Below are 23766 nucleotides of genomic sequence, written 5' to 3' on the forward strand. Positions count from 1 at the left end.
AACTAATAAAATGAAAAAAATATTAGTTTTTTTATTGGGCGTTTTATTGGTTTTAGGTTGTAAAAACAACCAAAACCCCAATAGTGCTGAAGAAACCATAACTATAGAAAGCCCAGAAAAAACTAAAAAGCAAAGCGATGGGTTAACTTTATTAAAAGGCGATTTTGTCTTTTTTGAAGGTGCTGCCGTTTTACAGACACATACCAATATTTATGGTGTGTTTTTAACAGACAAGATGTACGAGCTTAACAGATTTGCAGAAACATATAAAAAAGAACCAACCGATATGGTTCAAGTAGAAATTAGAGGAAAAATAACAAATAAAAAAGACAACGTGATTCTTTGGGATAATAAAGTTGAAATTGTAGAGATACTGGATGTAAAAGCTTCAGACCCCGAAACAAATCAAGTTGTAAAATTAGGACAAGAATAGTATGTTAAAAATTGAGAATTTACACGCCAGTGTTGAGGACAAAGCCATTTTAAGAGGCATTAATCTAGAAGTTAAAGCAGGTGAAGTGCATGCCATCATGGGCCCTAATGGTTCTGGAAAGAGTACCTTAGCTTCAGTTATTTCTGGAAAAGAAGAATATGAAGTTACCAAAGGGAACATTATTTTTAATGATGAAGATATTGATGATTTGGCTGCTGAAGAGCGTGCTCACAAAGGCATTTTCCTATCGTTCCAATATCCTGTTGAAATTCCAGGGGTATCAGTAACCAACTTCATGAAAGCTGCTATTAATGAAACGCGCAAGGCCAAAGGGTTAGATGAAATGCCTGCCAAGGATATGCTTAAGCTTATTCGTGAAAAATCGGAATTATTGGAAATTGACAGGAAGTTTTTATCACGTTCATTAAACGAAGGCTTCTCTGGTGGTGAAAAGAAACGTAATGAAATATTTCAAATGGCCATGCTAGAACCTAAGCTAGCTATTCTAGATGAAACCGATTCTGGTTTGGATATTGATGCATTACGTATTGTAGCTAATGGTGTTAACAAACTTAAAAATAAAGACAACGCTGTTATTGTTATTACTCACTACCAACGTTTATTGGATCACATTGTTCCTGATTTTGTACATGTACTACACAATGGTCGTATAGTAAAATCGGGCACAAAAGAATTGGCACATGAACTTGAAGAAAAAGGATACGACTGGTTAAAAGAAGAGACTCCTAGTTTAAAGTAAAAGTTTTAAAACATTTCAACGTATTGAATACAATGGATTTAAAAGACAAATTATTATCATCCTTTTTAGCATTTGAAGAGCAAGTAGATGTAGATGCTTATGTTCATGATGTTAGGAACAATGCTATAAAAATATTTGAAGAAAAGGGGTTTCCCTCCAAAAAAGAAGAAGCTTGGAAATACACCTCTCTAAATAGTATTTTAAAACAAGATTATAGCATCTTTCTTGAAAAAGAAAATGCCCTGGAATATCGCGATATAAAAAAATATTTTCTTCATGATATAGACACTTTTAAAATTGTTTTTATAGATGGCAAATATTCGTCACATCTATCGCAAACCACTCATGACGGCATGGATATCTGCTTAATGTCTGCTGCTTTTTCAAAACCTAAATACCATTTAGTGATTGAAAATTATTTCAATAAAGTTGCTACTAAGGATAGCTTACCATCATTAAATACTGCATTTTCGCAAGAGGGGGCTTATATTCATATACCCAAAAACAAACTAGTAGAAAAGCCTATCCAAATTGTGCATTTGTCTACAGGTAATGAAACCGCTACAATGCTACAACCACGTAACTTAATTGTAGTTGACGAGAATTCCCATGTACAAATAATAGAACGTCATCAAAGCTTAACTGATAATCCTGTACTAACAAACAGTGTTACCGAAATTTTTACTAATAAGCGTGCTATTGTTGATTACTATAAAATTCAAAATGATAATTTAAATGCCTCGCTTATAGACAATACGTTTATAAAACAAAAACAAGAGAGCGTTGCTTCTGTACACACTTTTTCTTTTGGTGGTAAACTAGTTCGCAACAATTTAAACTTCTACCAACACGGCGAGCGCATAGATTCCATCCTTAAAGGCGTTACTATTATTGGAGACAAGCAGCATGTTGATCATAATACTTTGGTATACCATATAGAACCCAATTGCGAAAGTCACCAAGATTACAAGGGTATCTTTGGTGATGGTGCTACAGGGGTATTTAACGGTAAAATAGTTGTTGAAAAAGAAGCTCAAAAAACCAATGCATTTCAATCTAACAACAACATTTTAATAAGCGATAAAGCAACCATTAATACTAAACCGCAATTAGAGATTTTTGCCGACGATGTTAAGTGTTCGCATGGATGTACTATTGGACAATTAGACGAAAGCGCTCTGTTCTATTTACGCTCTAGAGGTATTCCTGAAAAAGAAGCCAGAGCCCTTTTAATGTATGCCTTTAGCAATAATGTACTAAGCTCGGTTAAAATCCCCGAAATAAAACAACGTATCAATAAAATTATCGCTAATAAATTAGGGGTTAACATTGGTTTTAACCTATAACATAGTTTACCAACTACTACCTTTATACTATGCTAAATGTAGAAACCATTAGAAACGATTTTCCCATTCTTTCTCGAAAAGTAAATGGTAAACCTTTAGTGTATTTTGATAATGCAGCAACCTCACAAACCCCAAAGCAAGTTATAGATACTATTGTAGATTACTATTCAAACTACAATGCCAATATTCATCGTGGGGTACACGCCTTGAGCCAGGAAGCTACCGATAAATATGAACAAGCACGCCATAAAATACAAACCTACTTTAATGCGAAACATGCCCACGAAATTATCTTTACTTCGGGCACAACCCATGGTATTAATTTAGTGGCAACAGGGTTTACCTCTTTCTTGAAAAAGGGTGATGAAATTATAGTTTCGGCCTTAGAACATCATAGCAATATTGTACCTTGGCAAATGCTATGTGAGCGTACAGGAGCTACTTTAAGGGTTATTCCCATGAACCAAGAGGGCGAACTAGTTATGGAGGCTTATGACAACTTGGTGTCAAAAAACACAAAACTTGTTTTTGTTAACCATATATCCAATGCCCTGGGAACTATAAACCCTATAGAATATATTATAGAAAAAGCACATCAGGTAGATGCTGCCGTGTTGGTAGATGGTGCACAAGCCTGCCCCCATATGCAACCAAATGTTCAAGCATTGGACGTAGACTTTTATGTAGCCTCTGCCCATAAAATGTGTGGCCCAACAGGTACAGGCATGTTGTATGGCAAGGAAGCTTGGTTAAAAAAACTACCGCCCTACCAAGGTGGTGGTGAAATGATAGCCGAAGTTACCTTCGAAAAAACCACTTATGCTGAATTACCACATAAATTTGAAGCAGGCACTCCCAATATTTGTGGTGGCATAGCTTTTGGCGCAGCCATAGACTATGTAAGTGCTATTGGTTTAGATAACATTGCTAAATATGAACATGAGCTTTTAGATTATGCCACAGTTAAACTGTTGGATATAGAAGGCTTGAAAATATATGGTACTTCAAAGCAAAAAACATCGGTTATTTCCTTTAATTTGGAAGGTATTCATCCTTACGATGTGGGTACCATTCTTGATAAAATGGGAATTGCTGTTCGTACGGGTCACCATTGTGCACAACCTATTATGGATTTTTATGCCATCCCAGGAACCGTTCGTGCTTCCTTTGCTTTCTACAATACCAAATCTGAAATTGATGCTTTGGTAGAAGGTGTTAAAAAGGCAAGATTGATGCTTTCCTAAGACTTTGATATAATTTACTTTTTGTTAATTATTTAACGACACAGTGTGTTTTGTCGAATAATTAACAGTTTTATTGCTGAATTGTTAGCTATATTCTAAAAATAATATATCTTCAAAGCTGACTAATTCAAATTTATATTAAAAATGAAAAAAGTACTTTTATGTATGGCTGCTGTAGCCCTATCATTTACAGCATGTGACGATGAAAAAAGTGTCATCACTCAAGAGCAAAATATTGACATGAGTGATTTTTATGTTTACACAGATTCTAATGATGACAGTGGATTAAGCTCTAAATCTATCCATTCTAAACAATCTTACAATCCTTGCTACACAATGGATGTACTAAACAGGCAGCTTCGTGAAAATCCAGGTCTGGAACAAAAAATGTTTGCCATTGAGTATCACACCAGAAAATTTCTGGCTGCCAAAGGAAAACCTTCCAACCCTGGAAATGGTGGTGGCTCTGATACTGACGGTGATGCCGATGTAGATGTTCTACCTATAGATGATGGTTTAGAGACCATAACCATTCCTGTTTATGTACACATTGTACTACCAAATGCTAATGATGTTACTGATAAACAAGTAAGTGACCAAATAGCTGTAATGAATAGCGACTTTAACAGTTCCAATACAAATCTGTTACCTTCAGGTGCTGATAATTTTGTAAACGATGCCACCGTTACAGACATACAATTTAATCTTGTAGAGACATTTAGGCATGACGACAACTCAAGATCAACCTGGGGTACCCGAGACGATGTTAAATATGCCTACCCTCCCATTACCCCAGAAACCCATTTAAATATTTGGGTTTGTAATATAGGTAGTGGTATATTGGGCTACGCACAATTCCCTGGAGGCAACCCAGATACCGATGGTGTTGTTTTACTGTATTCCAGCTTACCAGGAGGATCAGCAGCACCCTATAATCTAGGGCGCACCGCTACCCACGAAGTAGGTCATTATTTAAACCTACGCCATATTTGGGGAGATGGTAGATGTAGACAAGACGATTTTGTAACAGACACACCAACTTCAGACGGTGCAAATTATGGCTGCCCAACATTCCCAACCATTAACTGTAAGAACACAGACATGACCATGAATTATATGGACTATACTGATGATGCATGTATGTATATGTTCACCGACGGGCAAAGAAACAGAATGCGTGCCATCTTTACCGAAGGAGGCACTAGATCAAGTATGGCAAATTAACACACATAAGCTTAATAAATTTTTAAAAGACGTCAAATTTGGCGTCTTTTTTGTATTATTAAGTATAAAAACACGCTTACAATGAAATTTCTATTCATAATCCTAACATTCCTGCTTATGGACCATGGTTGTTGTAACATCAACCAAGAAGCTTTATCCTTTGAATACACTGCCATGTCCAGAGGCTCTTATAAATACATCCAAATTAATAAAAAGACCATCGTCCAAAAAAATAGCAGAGATGGCAAACCTATCACAAAAACTTGCGACTCAGAGGTATGGAATACCCTATTAAAAGCACTAAAGCCTATAGACATAGAAACCATACCTAACCTAAAGGCCCCATCTGAAAAACGTTTTTACGATGGTGCAGCCATAGCCAACCTTACCATTATTTACAATGGCAAAGCCTATAAAACAGAAAGTTTTGATCATGGAAATCCCCCTCAAGCTATTGTTAAACTTGTTAAAGAAATACTATCTATTGCCCAAAACATTGAATAGCAACATTTCTTGTTGTATTTTTACATAAAATTTATGACAGTGACAATAGAAGACATACAGAATGAGATTATAGACGAATTCTCAATGTTTGAGGACTGGGAAGAACGTTACCAATATATGATAGATTTAGGGAAAGATTTGCCCTTAATAGACGACCAATACAAAACGGAAAGTAATATTATAAAAGGTTGCCAAAGTAAAGTTTGGGTACATGCTGAGTTACAGGATGACAAAATTGTTTTTACAGCCGATAGCGATGCCATCATTACAAAAGGGATTATTGCTATTTTAATACGCGTATTTTCAAACCAACATCCCAAGGATATTATTGCAGCCGATACTGACTTTATTGATAAAATTGGTTTAAAAGAACATTTATCACCTACCAGGGCCAATGGCTTGGTAAGTATGATTAAGCAATTAAAAATGTATGCCATAGCATACCAAACACAGTTAAATTAGTATAGTTTGGGCTTAGGTTAAACACAAACCTTTAAACCCAAAAACCCTAAACCGTAAACCGTAAAAAAGATGAGTGAGACCATAGATACCACCAATTTAGGTGAAAAAATAGTTAATGTGCTAAAAACCATTTACGACCCAGAGATTCCCGTAGACATTTATGAATTGGGATTGATTTACGATGTATTTGTAAATGAAGACTACGATGTTAAGATATTAATGACTTTAACAACCCCTAACTGTCCCGTAGCAGAAACCCTGCCCATGGAAGTGGAAGAAAAAATTAAATCGCTAGACGATGTTAAAAGCGCCGAAGTAGAAATTACTTTTGATCCGCCTTGGACACAAGATTTAATGAGTGAAGAAGCCAAGTTGGAATTGGGGATGCTTTAATTTGGTTTACAGTCGCAGTCGCACGAGTGAGCAACTTAAAACTTAGAACTTGAAACTTAATTTATGTCTGATGAAATTATCAATCGCGTAGCGAATAGCAAACTAGTAACCGTAAACCTTGAGGATTATTACCCCAAGGGTAGTCGGGTACTATTCGATATTAAAGATTGGTTATTTGATGGCTTTGTGTTGCGTGAAAAAGATTTTAGGGATTATGTAGCGAATCATAATTGGTCGCAATACCAAGACCAATATGTTGCCCTTACCTGTAGCAGCGATGCCATTATACCCGGTTGGGCCTATATGCTTATTAGTCTGCATTTACAGCCCTATGCCAAAAAAACCATCATAGGGCATTTAGAAGTCTTAGAGACTGCCATATATCAGGATGTAATAAACAACTTGGATGCTACCAATTTTACAGGCAAGCCCATCATTATTAAAGGTTGTTCCAAAAAACCCGTACCGCAAAATGCTTATATCATGTTGGCTACAAAACTAAAACCTGTAGCCAAATCTATTATGTATGGCGAGGCATGTTCTTCAGTACCACTCTATAAAAAGAAATAACTACACGCCTTTTTAATTTAATTAAAAATCCTGTTATATTTGTATGTGTTACCTAATATTCATACAATGAAAAAAACCTTATTGCTACTCACACTATGCATTGGTATCCATACTATAAATGCACAAACCAAAGAAGCATTAGAATCACAAAAGGCTGAAAAAGAAGCTCAAATAAAGACACTACAAGGCGATGTTAAAAAAATACAAGCTCAGCTTGACACCATTCCAGGGTGGCGCGTCGGTGCTTTTGGCCTTATAGGTGGGAGTTTGTCCAACTTCAATAATTGGTATGCACAGGGCACTCCTAATAATGTATCAGGCAATATTGGCTTTACCTTTAATACCTATGCCAATTTAATTCAAGAAAAATTCTTTTGGAGAAATGCACTATCCACTAATTTAAAATGGGTAAAGTTAGATGATAAGGACGACCCAACGGATAACGACAACTTTGAACCAACAACTGATGTTTTCACTTTATCCTCGTTATACGGACGCAACATTACCAAATCGTTTGCCGTTTCTGGATTGATGGAATATAGAACTACCCTTTTAAACAATTTTAATGATCCAGGATATTTAGATTTGGGTATTGGTGCCACTTGGACTCCTATTAAAAATCTTATCGTCGTTATCCATCCCCTAAACTACAACTTCGTGTTTAGTGATGGTGATACTGTTTTTGAATCCTCTTTAGGTGCCAAAATATTAGCTGATTATACCAGACAAATAGGTGACATACAATTTAAAAGCAATTTATCCCTGTTCCAAAGTTATAAAAGTAATAACTACTCCAACTGGACTTGGACCAATGCTTTTAGCTACACCCTTTGGAAAAACTTAGGAATTGGTTTTGACTTCGCCCTAAGAAATAATAAGCAAGAAGCTTTAAACTATGCCATCAATACTTTAGGTGACACTACTGCTACTTTTGATAGCATTGATAATGATTTGCAAACGTATTACACTGTTGGAGTAAGCTATAAGTTTCAATGAATAAAAATTAGCAATGTGTAATGGACTATTTACTACACACTATATATTTTTAAAATTTATTATCCTAAGTAAGCCTTAGTGGTATATCAGTTGTGCAACAAATTATAGGAACTAAAAAATAACTTCCTGTTTCTAACTATAGTATGCTTTCCCTAAGATTGAAGGGGTTGTCAAATAAATAAAATACAGCATTTCATCCTTATTTTTTGCATTTAATCGATATTATATGTATATTGTCCCCTGTTTTGAGCGATAAAATATACGAAATATATTCGCGAAAACCAACAAAGCTATTGTCAGCAAGCCTCTAAGCCCAAAATTAGTGTTTTATTGGATTAGGTCGCCTGTAAACTCTCAACCTAAAAACGCAAACAAATGAACAATAAAAAAATTGTATTAGCAGAAGACAACACTACACTTTCTTTGCTTTTAAAGTTCCGATTGGAAAAAGAAGGGTTTCAGTTATCAATGGCCAAAGATGGCAAAGAAGCCATTGAACTTATTGAAACACAAACCCCCGATTTAGTGATTACCGATATTATGATGCCCTTTATTAGTGGCCTGGAAGTTATAAGTCATTTACGAAACAAACTGGGTTTAGAAACTCCCATTATTGTATTTTCGGCTGCAGGCCAGGAAGAAATGGTTCTTAAAGCTTTTAATCTTGGAGCCAACGATTTTATGGCCAAACCCTTCAGTCCGAATGAGCTTATGATCAGGATCCGGCGATTAATTACCATAAATCAGGAGGTATAACCCTCAAATCTTACCCCAGATGATAACCTACAACACCCTCTACGAAATCTACAACGGCTTTCCCTTTTTAATTAAATTGGCTTGGTGTGTAGCAGCAATATTGACTGCAGTCATCATTATTTTAACCATTTATTTAAAGGGATTTCGTTATAAATTAAGAAAGCAAGAAGAAGAAACCATCCGGTTTAAAAAAGCCTATGAGGCCCTATTAGTAGAATATCTGTACTCAGGCGATGGGTCTAATACCCTAACAAATGTTCAAAACAACATTATAGAGCAGTTAAAAACATCCGTCAAAATTCCTTTTAAGCGTAAAATCATTGTTTCGGTGCTCTATAATTTAATGAATGAGGTGTCTGGTGAAATGTCAGAGTCCATTAAAACCTTTTATTTTAAAACAGGGCTTATTGAATATGGTTACAAGGCATTACAAAGTGGACAATGGAACATTATTGCTAGAGGCATTGGGGAACTTAGACGTTTTAGAATTGAGGAAGCCAGGCATGAGGTAGCTAAGTTTATTTACTCACGTAGACACGAAGTACGTAAAGAAACCCAACTGTACATGGTAAACCTATTTCATTTCGAAGGGCTTGCCTTTTTGGATGATCTGGAAACCCCACTATCGGAGTGGGCTCAAATACAACTGCTTGAAACCTTGCAAAAGTTTGAAAACCAAGAAATTTGCGATATTCGCCCTTGGTTAAAATCTGTCAACAATACCGTAGTGCTGTTCGCACTAAAACTGGCACAAATATACAACCAATTTGAAGTAAAAGATACCTTAATAGAACTTCTGTTGCACCCAAACAAATCCATAAGAGTACAAACCATTAATGTTTTGGCTCACTTATATGGTATCGAGGCTAAAGATATGCTTAAGGCCAACTTTAACAATCTAAGCATTGAGGAGCAGTTAAGCTTCTTTGGATTACTGGAAAAATTAGTGATGCCCGATGACGAACCTTTTGTAGAAGCTCATTTGTTCCATAAGGACTTCGAGATTCAGTTGTTGGCGCTTAAAATACTAAAACAAATCAATATTGATAAATATATAGGGCTTACCCAATTATCGGATGATAAGAAAAGTTTAGCCATGATAAAAACTGCTAACACCTTATAATAATGGATACAAGTACGGTTAAAATCATATTACAAATACTACATTATATATTCTTTGCTTACGCCTTTTCGGCCATTCTTTCCTATATCATCCTATCGATTATATCGGGTAAAGAAACTGCAGAATATATTAAAAAGAAAAGCTTTGTTGACTACAAAGACATTCTATCCTCCACCATATCGCCATCAATAACCATTATAGCACCAGCCTATAACGAGAGCCTGAATGTAGTAGAAAATGTAAGATCGTTATTATCTAACCACTACGTGAACTACGATGTTATTGTGGTAAACGATGGCAGTAAAGATGATAGTTTAGAGCGCCTTATTGTAGCTTACGATTTAATGAAGGTCGATTACATTGTAAATGAAAAAATAGCCACCCAACCCCTTAGGGCGGGCATCTTTAAATCCAAGAATCCAGCGTTTGAGAAGTTAATGGTGGTAGATAAAGTTAACGGTGGCAAGGCAGATGCTTTAAACATGGGGCTTAACATTAGCAAAAGCGAATATGTGGCCTGCATTGATGTGGATTGCCTCTTGCTTGAAAACGCTTTGCAAAAAATGATAAAGCCCTTTTTGGATGAAACCAATACCAAAGTCATTGCTGCCGGAGGAGTTATACGCATCGCCAATTCCTGTGTAATTAAAGGGGGTAAATTATTAGACATCAACCTACCAAAAAGCCTCTTGGTACAGTCGCAAATACTGGAATATCTTAGGGCTTTTTTATTGGGTAGAATGGCATGGAGCCGATTAAACGGGTTATTGGTAATCTCTGGTGCCTTTGGCATTTTAGATAAGGAAACTGCCATTGCCGTTGGAGGGTATGATACCCAAACTGTTGGTGAGGACATGGAAATCATTGTACGCATGCGTCGTTATATGGAAGAAAAAAATGAAAAATACCGCGTGTCTTACATTCCAGACCCACTATGTTGGACCGAAGCACCCGACAATTATAAAATATTTATTTCGCAACGCAATCGATGGACACGGGGCACCATTGAAACCTTAAGGAAACACCGTAAAATAGGGTTTAATCCCAGGTATGGATGGTTTGGTATGGTAAGCTACCCTTACTGGTTAATTTTCGAACGCCTAGCACCTATTATTGAAGCAGTTGGCTTGCTGTACTTTATTATATTAATGATTTTGCGTGAGGTAAAATGGGAATACGCCTTAACATTTTTAGTACTAGCCTATTTGTTTTCGGTACTGTTTTCCATCATTGCTATCTATTCTGAAGAACTAACATTCCATCAATACAAAAAGAAAGGTACCGGTTTTAAACTGGTTTTACTTAGTGCCCTAGAGCCTTTTGTATTACACCCTTTTATATTATATGCTGCCATTCGTGGTAATTATGATTACTACTTTAACAAAAAGAAAAAGTGGGGCAATATGGTTAGAAAAGGATTAACAGCAACTAATAATTAGTAATTAATACTGTGTAACTATTTTAATGAGAACTGAATCCATAAGAAACAATTTGAATATTTGAATCCTTGAAACAAAAAATGAAAATAACGTTTAAAACCAAAGACCTGTATCAATACATTTATTTAACCATAGCCCTTATTGGAGTCTTTTGGCTATTGAGTGTGTTTGAGCTTATCGTCTCTAAGACATCATATCCCAACACGATGTTAGCCTTGATTTACAAATGGGTGAATGACTTTTGGGCTGGAGTTTTTATAGGACTGTTACTATTCCCTATTTACTTTTTGTTGGCCCTGTTTATAAAAAAACATTTAGCTACTGGCATGAGCATAATCTTTGTAATGGTTATTTTAGCACAATGTGCCTTGGTTAAATACAGCATGACCACCTTACTAAATTTGGGGGCCGATTTATTGGGCTATTCCCCTAACGATATTTTTAATACTGTATCGGCATCCGAGTCATTTTCCATCGTTTACTTCCTACCGTTTATAGTGTTCCCAATCGTATACGTATTACTGTTTAAAGGTATTAACAAGTATTCCAACAAGCAAGTTTTAAAAGCGGGTAGCCTTATAATCATTTTAATATTGGGAAGTTTAAAATTGGTTCTGAGCGATGTTTCTGCACACCCTTACCGAAACAAGATCGCTTTTTTAAGTCAGGATATTATTAAATTCCAGAATGAAAAAAACAAACTAAGCGCTTATGCTTTTGAAAGAAACGATTACCCTTTATTAAAACCCTTTACCCATTCCAAAGATGTATTATCACCCTTTTTCAATACAAAAATGGGGAAACCCAATATTGTTATTTTAATAGTGGAAGGTTTGGGCAGCGAATTTATTGGAAATCGTACTTATAGTGGTTTTACACCTTACTTAGACGGTTTGATTTCTGAGTCCTTGTTCTGGGAAAATTTCGTTAGTAATACTGGACGTACCTTTGGAGTAATCCCATCGATACTAGGCTCACTACCCTATGGCGAAACCGGGTTTTTAGAAGTTTCCAAAATACCGTCACACATGTCTCTGGCAAGCATCTTAAAGGCAAATGGCTATATCACTTCGTATTTTTCGGGCGATATATCCAGCTTTGATAAAAAAATCAATTTCCTTGAATACAATGTCTTTGATCGTATTATTGATGAAAGCCAGTATGGTCCAGAATATACCAAAACCGAATCAAATAGCGGAGGCTTTTCTTGGGGCTATCCAGATTCAGAAATATTTAAAAAAACACTAGCCACCATTAAAGATGAAACAGTGCAACCTAGATTGGATGTTATCATGACGCTTTCCAACCATGAGCCGTTCTCTTTCCCTCAAAAAAAATATTATGAATCGAAGGTGGACAGCATTTTAAATTCTAACAGAAACTTTCACATACCCAAAGAGGATTTTTTAAAATTCAAGGACATCTATACCTCCCTGTATTATACTGACCAAACCATCAAGGATTTTATGGCGGCCTATAAAAAACGTGCCGATTTTGAGAATACCATTTTTGTTATTACGGGCGACCACCGGTTGATTCCTATTCCGCAAAAAGACAAGCTGTGCCGATTTCATGTGCCCTTGTATATTTACAGCCCCATGCTAAAAACAACCGAACGCTTTAAATCGGTATCATCACACTGGGACATCACGCCAAGTTTGTTACCTTTCTTAGTGAACAATTACAATTTAAAACCCATTACCCAAACGGCTTGGATGGGCAGTGGTTTAGATACTACAAAAACATTTAGAAATATTCATAAAATACCCTTAATGCGTTATAAAGGCAGTGTTAATGATTATATATATAATGACTACCTGCTTTCGGATGGCAAACTATACAAGATAAATGAAAACTTTGGTATATATCAAGTAAAAGAAGAAGCCCTAACTAAAGCCATCACAGACTCCTTAATGACCTTTAAAAAACTAAATGCCTACGTAACACTACACAATAAAATATTTCCAGATTCGCTGAATCCTTATGTAAAGTCCAAGGTTGATTTTTCAAAAGAAGAGCTTACCATAATACACACCTTGGTCCAAGATAAAACATTTGACGAAACCTTTAGAACAGCGCAAGACAAGGCTTTTAACAAGCAATACAAAGAAGCTCGTTTATTGTGCGATTATATTTTAAGTGAAGTGCCCAATCATGCCGATGCTAGAACATTAAAAGGACGTACCCTAGCTTGGGATGGTAACTTTACTGCCTCGGAAAATCAACTGTTGTATGTATTAAAACGAACCCCTTATTATTATGATTGTTATTTAGCTTTGTTGGATATATACTGGTGGTCTGGCCAAGATGATAAATCGGAAACCATATACAAGCAAGCAATAAAAAACAAACTTACAGAGCCTACCATAGGCTTTAAAATGGCTCACGCATACAAGCGTTTGCAGAATAACGAGCGTGCAAAGGTAATTATGGATAGCCTAATAACACTTTATCCTAATAACATTGAATTTTCTAACTTTAAGAATACCTTAAATTGATACATCTATATCATGAAAAAATATACTAAAATCTTTGTTGTTTTACTGAGTGTTCATCTATCCGGACAACAACCCGTCTATAATGGAAATCCTGATACGTCCTTTGAAAATGCTCGCACATTGGCTTTTAACGGCGAACGAAAACAAGCCCAAGACACCTTGCTTCTAATTTTAACAAAATACCCAAACTATAATGATATCCGTTCGTTTTTAGGGAGCACTTATTCTTGGGATGGCAACTACAAAAATGCGCGAAAAGCATTTACCCAAGTCCTGAAAAACGACCCCGACCGATTAGATACTTGGGAAGCTGCTATAAAGAATGAATTGTATAGTGATAACCCTTTTAGTGCTTTAGAAATGGCCCAGAAAGCTTTAACCCATTTCCCTGACAATACCGAACTGCTTTATTTAAAAGCCAGTGCCCAAGAGAATTCCAACAAACCTAATGAGGCCCTGCAAACTGTTGAAACGCTTTTGGCTCTAGACCCCAATCATGAAAAAGCTTTAACCTACAAAACCAGTTTAACTGATAAACTAAGCCAAAATGCTATTGGAATAAAAACTGCTATAGATGTGTATTCTAAGGTGTTTGACCCTATGCAGTTCTATACAGCAAAATATGTCCGAACAACCAAGTATGGTAGCATTCATGCAAAGATAAATTTTAGTAGACGCTTTGCCTCTAACGGTGTGCAATTTGAAACCGATTTATATCCTAAGATTATCGAGGGCCTCTATGCTTATCTAAACTTTGGGGTGGCTAATTCATTCTTATTTCCAGACATTCGTTATGGAGCCGAATTATATAAATCGCTACCAAAAAGTTTTGAGGCTTCTTTAGGGTTTAGAACCTTAAAATATAGTGAAACCACAAACATCTATACAGGTTCTGTAGGTTGGTATACGGGCAATAGCTATTGGTCGTTTCGTACCTATATAACCCCTGATGATGCTGGATCCAGTTTATCTGGAACTTTAAATTACAGACACTACAGAAGCGATGTCAACAACTATTTTAGCATAGATGCGGGCATGGGGTTTTCTCCTGAAATTTATCGATTTGAATTTGAAGGCAATGAAAACTCCATTGTCAATCTAAAATCACAAAAATTTAACTTGGGGTATTATTTTACTTCAAAGAACAATAAGAATGCTTGGGGTATACAAACGGGTGTGTCGCATCAAGAAATCATTTTCAATCCTGGTAATTATTTTTGGATTTATTCGTTTGGTCTCTCTTGGGATATTAAATTTCGTTAATCAAAAAAATGTTAATCCCTGCGGGATGTCTGTTACTCTTATATTCTCAGATAATCGAACGCTCTAATCTCCCCCTTTAAACTTCCGTTCTTTTCTACTACCCCCAAACAACCGTTTAAAAAACCCATCCTTTTTTTCAGGTTCACAGTCTAAATCCTCAACCACTTTTTTAGAGGGGATTTCAAAATGGCTTTGGGTAATGGCATTAAATTGGGCATCGGCATTCATGCTTTGGTAAAACTTTGCAAATATGGGAAGTGCTGTATTGGCCCCTTGACCAATAGCGGTAGACTTAAATCCTATCTGGTGGTTGTCGTTACCAACCCAAGTAATCGTAACCAATTTTGGTGTTATACCTACAAACCAACCATCTTTGTTATTCTGCGTGGTTCCTGTTTTACCTGCTATGTCGTTTTTAAGTTTGTAGGTGCTTCTTAAGCGAGATGCCGTGCCACTGTTTACGGTAGACTGCATTATTTCCAACAATACTTGGCGTGTATAATCACCGTACGCAGGGGTATCTGCAATGTTAGGCTTAAAAACCGCAATAAGATTACCATTTTTATCTTCAATTTTGGTAATGGCGTAAGGTTTTACGGACTTACCAGCATTTACGTAACTAGCATAGGCTCCAGTCAGGTTTTTTAAATTAAGTTCAGCAACGCCCAAAGCTAAAGAAGGCTCTTTAGGCAATTCCTTGCTAATACCCATACGATTTACTTGGTCTATCACAGCGTTTATACCAACTTTATTCAGCACCTTAACAGCAATAGTATTTACCGAATGGCTTAATGCCTTTTCTAAGTTATAATTAAGATGTGGGTCCTCTTCCTCTTCTCCAGAATTAGTAGGTGTCCAATCATCAAAATTCGTATACGTTACCGGTGCTACCGAAAAGTATGTACAGGGCTTCATCCCGTTTTCTATAGCTGCCGTATACACAAAGGGCTTAAAGGTAGAACCTACTTGCCGCTCACTTTGTGATACATGATCATATTTAAAGAAACGATAATCAATGCCCCCAATATAGGTTCTAATAGCTCCATTACTCGGATCTATAGAAAGCATGCCCGTATTTAAAAATTTTAAATAATGCTTTAAACTGTCTAAAACCGACATGTGTTTTATGGTATCGCCCGTCCATTCAAACAACTCCATATCACGCTTTACAGAGAGTGAATCCAGAATTTCCTTTTCGGTTAATCCAGCTTCTTTAAAGGATTTGTATTTTGATAAATTTTTCATAGCGGCTTTAACAATGGCTTTGTTTTGGTACCAAGGTGCCGCTTTACCATAAGATCTCTCGTGAGTTTGTTGTAGTATTTCAAGATGTGTTTTCATGGCAGTTTCAGCCAAAGCTTGCATACTGGAGTCTAAGGTAGTATGAACTACTAAGCCATCCTTATAGAGGTCATACCGTTCTCCATTGGGTTTTTTAAGAGTATCCAATATAGCCGATAGTTCTTTTTTTACCTGAGCCCTAAAATATGGAGCTAAGCCTAAATCGTGATTAAAGGACTTATAACTTAAAGTCAAGTCTTGGTTACTTAAGGAGTCTATTTCCTCTTGGGATATATAACCATATTTCTGCATTTGTTGGAATACCACATTGCGCCTTGATTGACTACGCTGTAAATGCAATCTCGGATTGTAATAATTGGTGGCCTTCAAAGTACCTACAAGTGTTGCCGCTTCAGAATAGGTTAATGCCGATGCTGATTTATTAAAAAACTTTCGGGAGGCACTTTCTATACCATAAGTATTATCTGGAAACGGTACAGTATTGAGATATAGAGTTAAGATTTCCTTTTTGGAATAAATGGCTTCAATACGTTTGGCTATAATAGATTCCTTAAACTTGTTGATAAGCATACTGAACACAACATAATCCTTTCTTCCAAATAAGTTTTTTGCCAATTGCAAAGTTATAGTACTACCTCCACCCGCAGATTTATCCTGTAAAATAATGTTTTTAATAAATACCCGAATCAAGCTAACGTTATCCACCCCATCATGCTCATAAAACCGCGCATCTTCTGTTGCAATAAGGGCATCTATAAGATGCTTTGGAAAAGCCTTAAAGGCTAAGGGTTGTCTATCAAAAATATAATACTTGCCAATTAAGCTACCGTTTTTATCCAGCACTTGTGTGGCTTCGGCTTGCTTAATGGAGCTTAAATCATTTTTGGTGGGCAACTTTCCAAAAAAACCTAGAAAAACACTGATGTAAATTATTGCAAAAAAGCCAATAATCACACTGCCCAAAATGAGCAGACGTTTTATCCACCTGTTTTTTAATATTGCTAAAATTTGTTTCATAAATGGGGCTTGAGGATTATGCTGTTACTCCATACTAATATAATCGGGGTATAGGAATTTGTTATAGGGAAATCGCGTAACATGAATGTCGCGCACTTCATCATACACACGCTTTTTGAATTCTTCTAAATTGCTTTTGTTAATTGCCGAAATAAACAGGGCGTTCTCCCCAATTTTACCCATCCATGTTTTTTTCCACTCTTGTAGAGTGTAATGCCTTTTGGAGCGTTCGGTTTCTAAATCCTCATCATCAAAAGGTTCTGGTTTATAAGCATCTATCTTATTAAATACCATAATAGTGGGTTTACCAATACTGCCTATTTCGGCTAAAATCTTGTTTACAGATTCAATGTGCTCCTCAAAGTTAGGATGTGAAATATCAACAACATGCAACAGCAAATCAGCTTCCCGAACCTCATCCAGGGTACTCTTAAAACTTTCTACCAATTGGGTGGGCAACTTGCGTATAAACCCAACTGTATCACTTAACAAAAAGGGTAAATTTTGTATCACCACTTTTCTAACAGTGGTATCTAGCGTAGCAAACAGTTTGTTTTCGGCAAACACATCACTCTTGCTTATCACATTCATTAACGTAGATTTGCCAACATTCGTATATCCCACCAAGGCTACACGAACCATAGAACCACGATTGCCGCGCTGTACCGACATTTGCTTATCGATGGTTTTAATACGTTCCTTGAGCAAAGCTATTTTGTCCCTTACAATACGTCTATCGGTTTCTATCTCGGTTTCACCGGGGCCACGCATACCAATACCCCCTTTTTGACGCTCTAAGTGAGTCCACATCCCTCGTAATCGTGGTAATAAATACTCGCATTGGGCCAGCTCCACTTGGGTACGGGCATAACTGGTTTGGGCACGCTGGGCAAAAATATCGAGAATGAGATTTGTTCTGTCCAACACCTTACAATTCAGTATTTTGCTAATGTTACGCTCTTGTGCTGCCGATAGCTCATCATCAAAAATAGCAGTCCCTACTTCATGCTCCTCAATATAAGCCTTAACATCTTCTATTTTGCCAGTACCAATAAAAGTTTTTGGATTAGGCATATCCACTTTTTGCACAAATCGTTTTACAACATCACCTCCTGCAGTATATGTTAAAAACTCTAATTCATCTAAATATTCTTTAGACTTCACTTCATCTTGGTCTCTAGTTATAACGCCTATTAAAACAGCCTTTTCTAAAGAGATATCTTTCTTCTCTAACATAAAATATAATTCAATAGTGCAAAGTTACACAATTGCTATCATTTTTAATTTTTATATTTTAGGCGATCATTATATAATTTAAAGATGGATTTTTTAGAAGATGTTACTATTAGAAATGATTTACATACCATTGCTTTTTACAATCTTGAAAACTTATTTGATATTCAAAATGACCCCTATACCAATGATGATGATTTTTTGCCCACTTCAGCAAAAAATTGGACCCCCAAGCGTTATGACAATAAGCTAAGGAAATTAAGTTATGCAATTGCCAATATTGGTCGTAAAGAAACTGGTAAGCATCCTGCTATAGTTGGATTGGCCGAAGTTGAAAACGCAACGGCTATTGAAGATTTAATAAACTACAAACATTTAAAGGATTACCATTACAGTTATGTGCATTACGATTCTTTAGACGAGCGTGGCATTGATGTTGCCCTGTTATATGACACAACCGTTTTTAAGGTTGAGACCTCTGAAACTTTTAGAGTTTCGCTTGTTGATGATGATGGAAACCCAGATTATACAAGAGATATTTTATTGGTTTCGGGTTTGCTAGATGGCGAGCGTATTCATGTTATTGTTAACCATTGGTCTTCCCGTAGAGAAGGGGAAAAAGAAACCGAGTATAAACGTATGGCTTCATCTAATAAGGTAGGCGATATTATTGACCAATTAAGATTAAAAGATACTAATGCCAAAATTGTAGTTATAGGAGACTTTAATGACGACCCTTCTAGTAAGAGCATTAAAAGCTTGGTTAATGGCTATGGACTGTTCAATCCCATGGATACCTTACGTTCTTACACAAGAGGAACGACCAACCACAACAGGCGATGGAATTTATTTGACCAAATCATGTTTTCAACCAACTTTTTTGAAACAGCTCCAAACACTTTGGAATATGATATGGCGAATATTTTCGATGAGGATTTTCTAAAGCTTTTTAAGGGCAAATATAAGGGCACCCCTTTTAGGACTTATGTAGGCAAAAAATACCGCGGTGGGTATAGCGACCACTTTCCTGTGTATGCTATTTTTAAAAAATAGCTTGCAAATCTTCCTATTCATTTACAAATACCTGAACATTATCAATTTCATAAGTAGATGATGCCGTGTTGGTTGAAGTGTATTTAAAAGCAACAAACAAGGTGCTGCCTGCTGCTGCTGAAACATCTACATCCCCCGAGTTGGTCCAAGATGACCAACTATTGATGTTGGTATCAAAATTGGCGGTTAGGGGCTCCCAAGAACCATCGATTGTTGGATTGCCTCCTGAATAATCAGTACACATATACAACTCCAAATCATTGCCTGCATAGCGCCTTACAGTTTGAAATGTTAAGATTGCATTTGTAACCCCTGATAAATCTATCGCCCTAGAAATAAGCCAATCCTCATTCTCATTATTGCCACCATTATAACCAGACATGGTTGCACTGTCATTTGGATTGCCATAAGCATTATAATACCACGTCTCATCACCTGTAACATTATATGTTGTCCATTTGTTTAAATTGCCCGATGTAAAAGAATCTTCAAAAAGTGGATCGCAGCGACTATCTTCAAAAATAACATCGTTTGTATCTCTTATAAATAATTGATAATCGGCATTATATTTACTAAATACAGCAGTAATAGTCCCTTGTCCCTGCGGAAAAACTTCATTTTTAAAATCTGAAAATCCACTATTTCTTAAGATGGTAGTAGAATTATCATTACAGTTTTTAAGCGATCTGTTAACGGTAAAAGTATTCCCTGCATTGCCATAAGGCTGTCCAATTTCTGAACTACTTAATTGCATATGTTCTACTTGCACCAACATATTAATGTAGCTATCATTATATTCACTGGGTGTTATAACTTTTGGAACGATGGTTGCCACTTCTGCCGAACGTATAATGTAGTCTGTATAATTAAAAGCTGGAATTCTTCCAACGCTAGCGCCTTCAAAAGCACCTATGTGCAAAACTCCGTTCAATGCATCCATACCCAAACCATTCAACTTTACATATACCTTTCTACCTGGTTTAAATTGGGCGTACAAGGACGTGGCATCGATATCTATCTGAATGGCTGCTGTGGGGTTTTCTGGAGTATCCTGTATAATCAGTACTTTATAGAAGTTGCCCGACTCGTCATTAGAAACCACATAGCCTTCCATAATAAGTTCACCGCCATTATTGGCTTCATTAAAATCTACCAAACCATCAATATACATGTCCTTAATAATACTAATAGTAGTATTCGCCTTAATGTTAGGTTCTACGATTTCCAGTTGAGGAATCGTAAAATCATCATCTTGAACACAGGCTGTTATAATTAAAATTACCACTAAACTCAATAATTTGTAACTCTGTTTCATAGGTTTGTTTATATAATTAAAATCTGAAATAAAGGTTCAAGAAATAGTTGGCTCCACGCCCATACCAATACTTTGGCCCAAATACCCTTATGGGATTATTGGTGTCATCTCGCAACTCTCTATAGTTAGCGTTTCTACCTTGCTCAAATCCCCCTGTTTTATATTTAGTATTTAGCACATTACCAATACTAGCAAAAAAACCCACATAGTACCTAGCTATTCGCCATGACTTACCTCCTACCAGGTTAACAACCATATAATCTTTAAACCGCTCTTGTTTTAAAAGCTGTCTGGCCAAGTCCTCATCATAATCATTAAATGGCAAACCATCCATAGGGTCTTTGTAAAAGTTGGCTGTTCTTGTTAAGGGATTAATATCTAAATAAGTATGAGTAAACATATTTGCCGTAGCTCCAAACCACCAATAATCTGGATCTCGATATTCAAACCCTATCGAATAGGCACGTTGTGGACCACCCGCCACTTTATAGCCTTTTAGCATGGCAGGGCCTTGGGGTGCAGATGCTGCATCGGCAGTAAGGTTTAGCTCGGGGTTATTATCATAGGTATATTGTCCTACGGTAGCCACTCCTTTTAGTTTTATAGTTGGTGTTACTTGAACTTCTACGCCCAACTCGGCTCCCAGGCGTTTAACGTTAATTCCTTGTAGAATTTCGCTAACAAACTCAGCACTTTCTATAAATCCCGTAACCCCATCGGCATAGTAAAATGAAATTTCATTCGCTTTGGTTGTTTTAATATAAAATCCTGTAAGTTTTGCTTTAACTACAGGGGAACGGAAAATGTAACTGGCATCTAAAGCCATGATTTTTTCTTCTTCTATATTGGGTACTATATTATTATTTACCCGAGCATTGGAAAAAGTATTTTGCAATGAGGGCGCCTTTGTAGCATATCCCCCATTAATATTCAGCACATGCTTTCCTGTAATCTTATAGGTATATCCTGCTTTGGCTCCCATGCTTATAAAATTCACTTTAGAACTGCTCCCCAAACTGTTCCCTGTATTGGCTTCATTATCATACAAACCAGTTCTTTGGTAGCTAGTATTGGCTGCATGGGCTGCTATATAGAATTCTGTTTTATTATATTTAAATTCTGCTTTAGCATACCCCGATAATACATTAGCCCGTAGCTTGTAATGGTATTTAAACATATCGCCCACATCTGCAATACGGTTAGGGTTCTGCAAATCGAATTGGTTCCCGCTAAAAGCATCTACATTTAAAAACCCCTGCCCTCCCAATAGATCAGTAATCTCAGCATAATTTTCCGAGTTTAGACTTTTATAGTTTACTGAAGCATTTAAAACCACATGCTCATTCAATTCTGAATTTAAAATGGCGTTATAGGTCCATTGCTTGTCGCTATTAACATCTTCATATAGCACGTAAGTAGCATAATTACCCGTATTATCTAGATTCGTTTGATATAATTGATTCCAATTTATCTGTCCATCTTTTATAAACATCTGTTCACTCAAATATGCCTTTTCATAATTGGGTCCTACAGTAGGCGTTAACCAATAGCTAGGTAACTTTTGATAGTATGCAGGACTGGGATTAGAGCCACCCCCTACAGGAACACCTGCATCATTAAGTCGGGTGCCTCCATAATCTAAACGGCTGTTACCAGTTGTCCCGAATTGATACCCTATATTGGTATTTAAACTTGATTTAGGCGATAAATTCCAATAATGACTTAAAATCATTATAGGCTCATTAATATTCTTAATTCGCGAATTGCGTTTTTTGCCATCCTGCCACCCCCAATATTCGTTATAGGCAATCCCCTTTAAATTGTATACTTCTTGGGTATTAGGTGATGATTTACCTCTTTGGTTTGGTGCATATATTGCTGTTACATTTACACTGTGTTTGGTGTTTATTTGCTTTTCAACCGATGCAAAAAACGCATTGGAATTATACAATGTAGCATCTTGATAACCTTCATTACCCCAGCGCTTAGACAACATTAAAGCTACAGACCACCCGCCCTTCATCAATCCTGTGGCGTAACTGCCCATAGCTCTATTGGTATAGCTTCTGTTGGAAGATGAATACGTAAGCTGCCCCCTATTACTATAACTGGAAGCCCTAGTATTTACATGTGTGGTTCCTAAAAACCCTCCAAAATGATAGGCCGATGGTGTTAATCCTAAATTGAGTTCCTGATTTCTAAACATATCATTCAAACCTCCCCATTGGCTCCATTGTGGCCTGCCGTTATAGAGTTTGTTCATCTCGATACCATTAATCAAAACCGCACTATTCTCTGAGCCTAACCCTCTAAGCTTAAAAAATGACGCACTGAATTCGAAAGCGGCAGTACGTTGCAACACATCCATAGACGCTGAAAGAAGTCCGGAAATATTATCTGAACCACTGGTATCATTGTTCAGCTCGTCGTCCGTAAGGGTAATAGTATATAAATCTTGCGAAGCGGTTACATCTAATTCTAAAGTCATATCCGTAATGTCCACTGTTTTAAACTCATAAACAACAATAGGATAGCGTTTAGTTATATAGCCTGTTTTTTGAATTTTTAAAACTTGTTCTCCTAAAGGCACTTGGGTACTAAAAATAAAAACACCTTCTTTATTAGTCTTGGTCGTTTGGTTCGTTTCTTCAATGGTAATGGTTACATCAGGAATAGGTATAAAAGACATGGCGTCTTTTACACTACCTTTTACAGTTGTTTGCTGTCCGAAACCTGTCAATACTGAAAATATGCTCAACAGATAAATAGGGGCTTTCTTTATCATTTAATGAAATTGCACTTAAATTAAAATAATTATTCGCACAAATTTATAAA

Annotated in this window: 20 protein-coding genes; 16 read left to right on the top strand and 4 right to left on the bottom strand. The window is 36.5% G+C overall.

Annotated elements, in window-relative coordinates:
* The first annotated feature begins 10 nt into the window (after window positions 1-10).
* The 15 genes from AC5SR4_RS04810 (at window position 11) to AC5SR4_RS04880 (ending at window position 15011) form a co-directional block, all read left to right on the top strand.
* Window positions 11-433: a hypothetical protein gene (locus AC5SR4_RS04810; protein ID WP_495358402.1), complete on the top strand. Its 423-nt coding sequence runs from the start codon at window positions 11-13 to the stop codon at window positions 431-433.
* A 1-nt stretch (window position 434) separates the two neighbouring features.
* Complete coding sequence (gene sufC, locus AC5SR4_RS04815; protein ID WP_495358403.1) at window positions 435-1193, top strand: Fe-S cluster assembly ATPase SufC; 759 nt, start codon at window positions 435-437, stop codon at window positions 1191-1193.
* 32 nt (window positions 1194-1225) lie between these two features.
* Window positions 1226-2539, top strand: a complete 1314-nt coding sequence (gene sufD / locus AC5SR4_RS04820) for a Fe-S cluster assembly protein SufD (protein ID WP_495358404.1) — start codon at window positions 1226-1228, stop codon at window positions 2537-2539.
* Window positions 2540-2568: 29 nt separating this feature from the next.
* Window positions 2569-3783 carry an aminotransferase class V-fold PLP-dependent enzyme gene (locus AC5SR4_RS04825; RefSeq protein WP_495358405.1) on the top strand — a complete coding sequence of 405 codons (1215 nt, stop codon included), beginning with the start codon at window positions 2569-2571 and terminating at the stop codon, window positions 3781-3783.
* Window positions 3784-3927: 144 nt separating this feature from the next.
* Entirely contained in the window at window positions 3928-5007 is a 1080-nt protein-coding gene (locus AC5SR4_RS04830) for a zinc metalloprotease (protein WP_495358406.1), read from the top strand.
* 81 nt (window positions 5008-5088) lie between these two features.
* Window positions 5089-5511 (top strand): hypothetical protein, encoded by a 423-nt coding sequence (locus AC5SR4_RS04835; protein WP_495358407.1) that lies wholly within the window; start codon window positions 5089-5091, stop codon window positions 5509-5511.
* 39 nt (window positions 5512-5550) lie between these two features.
* Window positions 5551-5973 carry a SufE family protein gene (locus tag AC5SR4_RS04840; RefSeq protein WP_495359159.1) on the top strand — a complete coding sequence of 141 codons (423 nt, stop codon included), beginning with the start codon at window positions 5551-5553 and terminating at the stop codon, window positions 5971-5973.
* A 69-nt stretch (window positions 5974-6042) separates the two neighbouring features.
* Window positions 6043-6366 (top strand): SUF system Fe-S cluster assembly protein, encoded by a 324-nt coding sequence (locus AC5SR4_RS04845; protein WP_495358408.1) that lies wholly within the window; start codon window positions 6043-6045, stop codon window positions 6364-6366.
* A gap of 63 nt (window positions 6367-6429) precedes the next feature.
* The gene (locus tag AC5SR4_RS04850; RefSeq protein ID WP_495358409.1) at window positions 6430-6936 is read left to right on the top strand and encodes a DUF2480 family protein; all 507 of its coding nucleotides are present in this window, start codon (window positions 6430-6432) and stop codon (window positions 6934-6936) included.
* 66 nt (window positions 6937-7002) lie between these two features.
* A complete protein-coding gene (locus AC5SR4_RS04855) occupies window positions 7003-7932 on the top strand; it encodes a DUF3078 domain-containing protein (protein WP_495358410.1) in 930 nt (309 codons plus the stop codon).
* A 375-nt stretch (window positions 7933-8307) separates the two neighbouring features.
* A complete protein-coding gene (locus tag AC5SR4_RS04860) occupies window positions 8308-8688 on the top strand; it encodes a response regulator transcription factor (protein WP_495358411.1) in 381 nt (126 codons plus the stop codon).
* Between the two features lie 19 nt (window positions 8689-8707).
* Complete coding sequence (locus AC5SR4_RS04865) at window positions 8708-9811, top strand: HEAT repeat domain-containing protein (protein ID WP_495358412.1); 1104 nt, start codon at window positions 8708-8710, stop codon at window positions 9809-9811.
* A gap of 2 nt (window positions 9812-9813) precedes the next feature.
* Window positions 9814-11250 carry a glycosyltransferase family 2 protein gene (locus AC5SR4_RS04870; protein ID WP_495358413.1) on the top strand — a complete coding sequence of 479 codons (1437 nt, stop codon included), beginning with the start codon at window positions 9814-9816 and terminating at the stop codon, window positions 11248-11250.
* Between the two features lie 80 nt (window positions 11251-11330).
* Entirely contained in the window at window positions 11331-13748 is a 2418-nt protein-coding gene (locus AC5SR4_RS04875) for a sulfatase-like hydrolase/transferase (protein WP_495358414.1), read from the top strand.
* A 12-nt stretch (window positions 13749-13760) separates the two neighbouring features.
* Window positions 13761-15011 carry a YaiO family outer membrane beta-barrel protein gene (locus AC5SR4_RS04880; protein ID WP_495358415.1) on the top strand — a complete coding sequence of 417 codons (1251 nt, stop codon included), beginning with the start codon at window positions 13761-13763 and terminating at the stop codon, window positions 15009-15011.
* Between the two features lie 63 nt (window positions 15012-15074).
* Here AC5SR4_RS04880 and AC5SR4_RS04885 read toward each other — a convergent pair whose 3' ends face one another.
* Window positions 15075-17330 carry a penicillin-binding protein 1A gene (locus AC5SR4_RS04885; RefSeq protein ID WP_495358416.1) on the bottom strand — a complete coding sequence of 752 codons (2256 nt, stop codon included), beginning with the start codon at window positions 17328-17330 and terminating at the stop codon, window positions 15075-15077.
* Window positions 17331-17354: 24 nt separating this feature from the next.
* The gene (hflX, locus tag AC5SR4_RS04890; RefSeq protein WP_495358417.1) at window positions 17355-18566 is read right to left on the bottom strand and encodes a GTPase HflX; all 1212 of its coding nucleotides are present in this window, start codon (window positions 18564-18566) and stop codon (window positions 17355-17357) included.
* Between the two features lie 84 nt (window positions 18567-18650).
* Between hflX and AC5SR4_RS04895 the strand changes: the two genes are divergently transcribed.
* Window positions 18651-19616: an endonuclease/exonuclease/phosphatase family protein gene (locus AC5SR4_RS04895; protein ID WP_495358418.1), complete on the top strand. Its 966-nt coding sequence runs from the start codon at window positions 18651-18653 to the stop codon at window positions 19614-19616.
* 13 nt (window positions 19617-19629) lie between these two features.
* Here the strand turns inward: AC5SR4_RS04895 and AC5SR4_RS04900 are convergent, their stop codons facing one another.
* Both AC5SR4_RS04900 and AC5SR4_RS04905 read right to left on the bottom strand, forming a co-directional pair.
* The gene (locus tag AC5SR4_RS04900; RefSeq protein ID WP_495358419.1) at window positions 19630-20931 is read right to left on the bottom strand and encodes a DUF5689 domain-containing protein; all 1302 of its coding nucleotides are present in this window, start codon (window positions 20929-20931) and stop codon (window positions 19630-19632) included.
* A gap of 16 nt (window positions 20932-20947) precedes the next feature.
* On the bottom strand, window positions 20948-23716 hold the full coding sequence (locus AC5SR4_RS04905; RefSeq protein ID WP_495358420.1) for a carboxypeptidase regulatory-like domain-containing protein: 2769 nt from the start codon (window positions 23714-23716) through the stop codon (window positions 20948-20950).
* Window positions 23717-23766 lie beyond the last annotated feature (50 nt).

It is taken from the genome of Aestuariibaculum scopimerae (assembly GCF_059428085.1).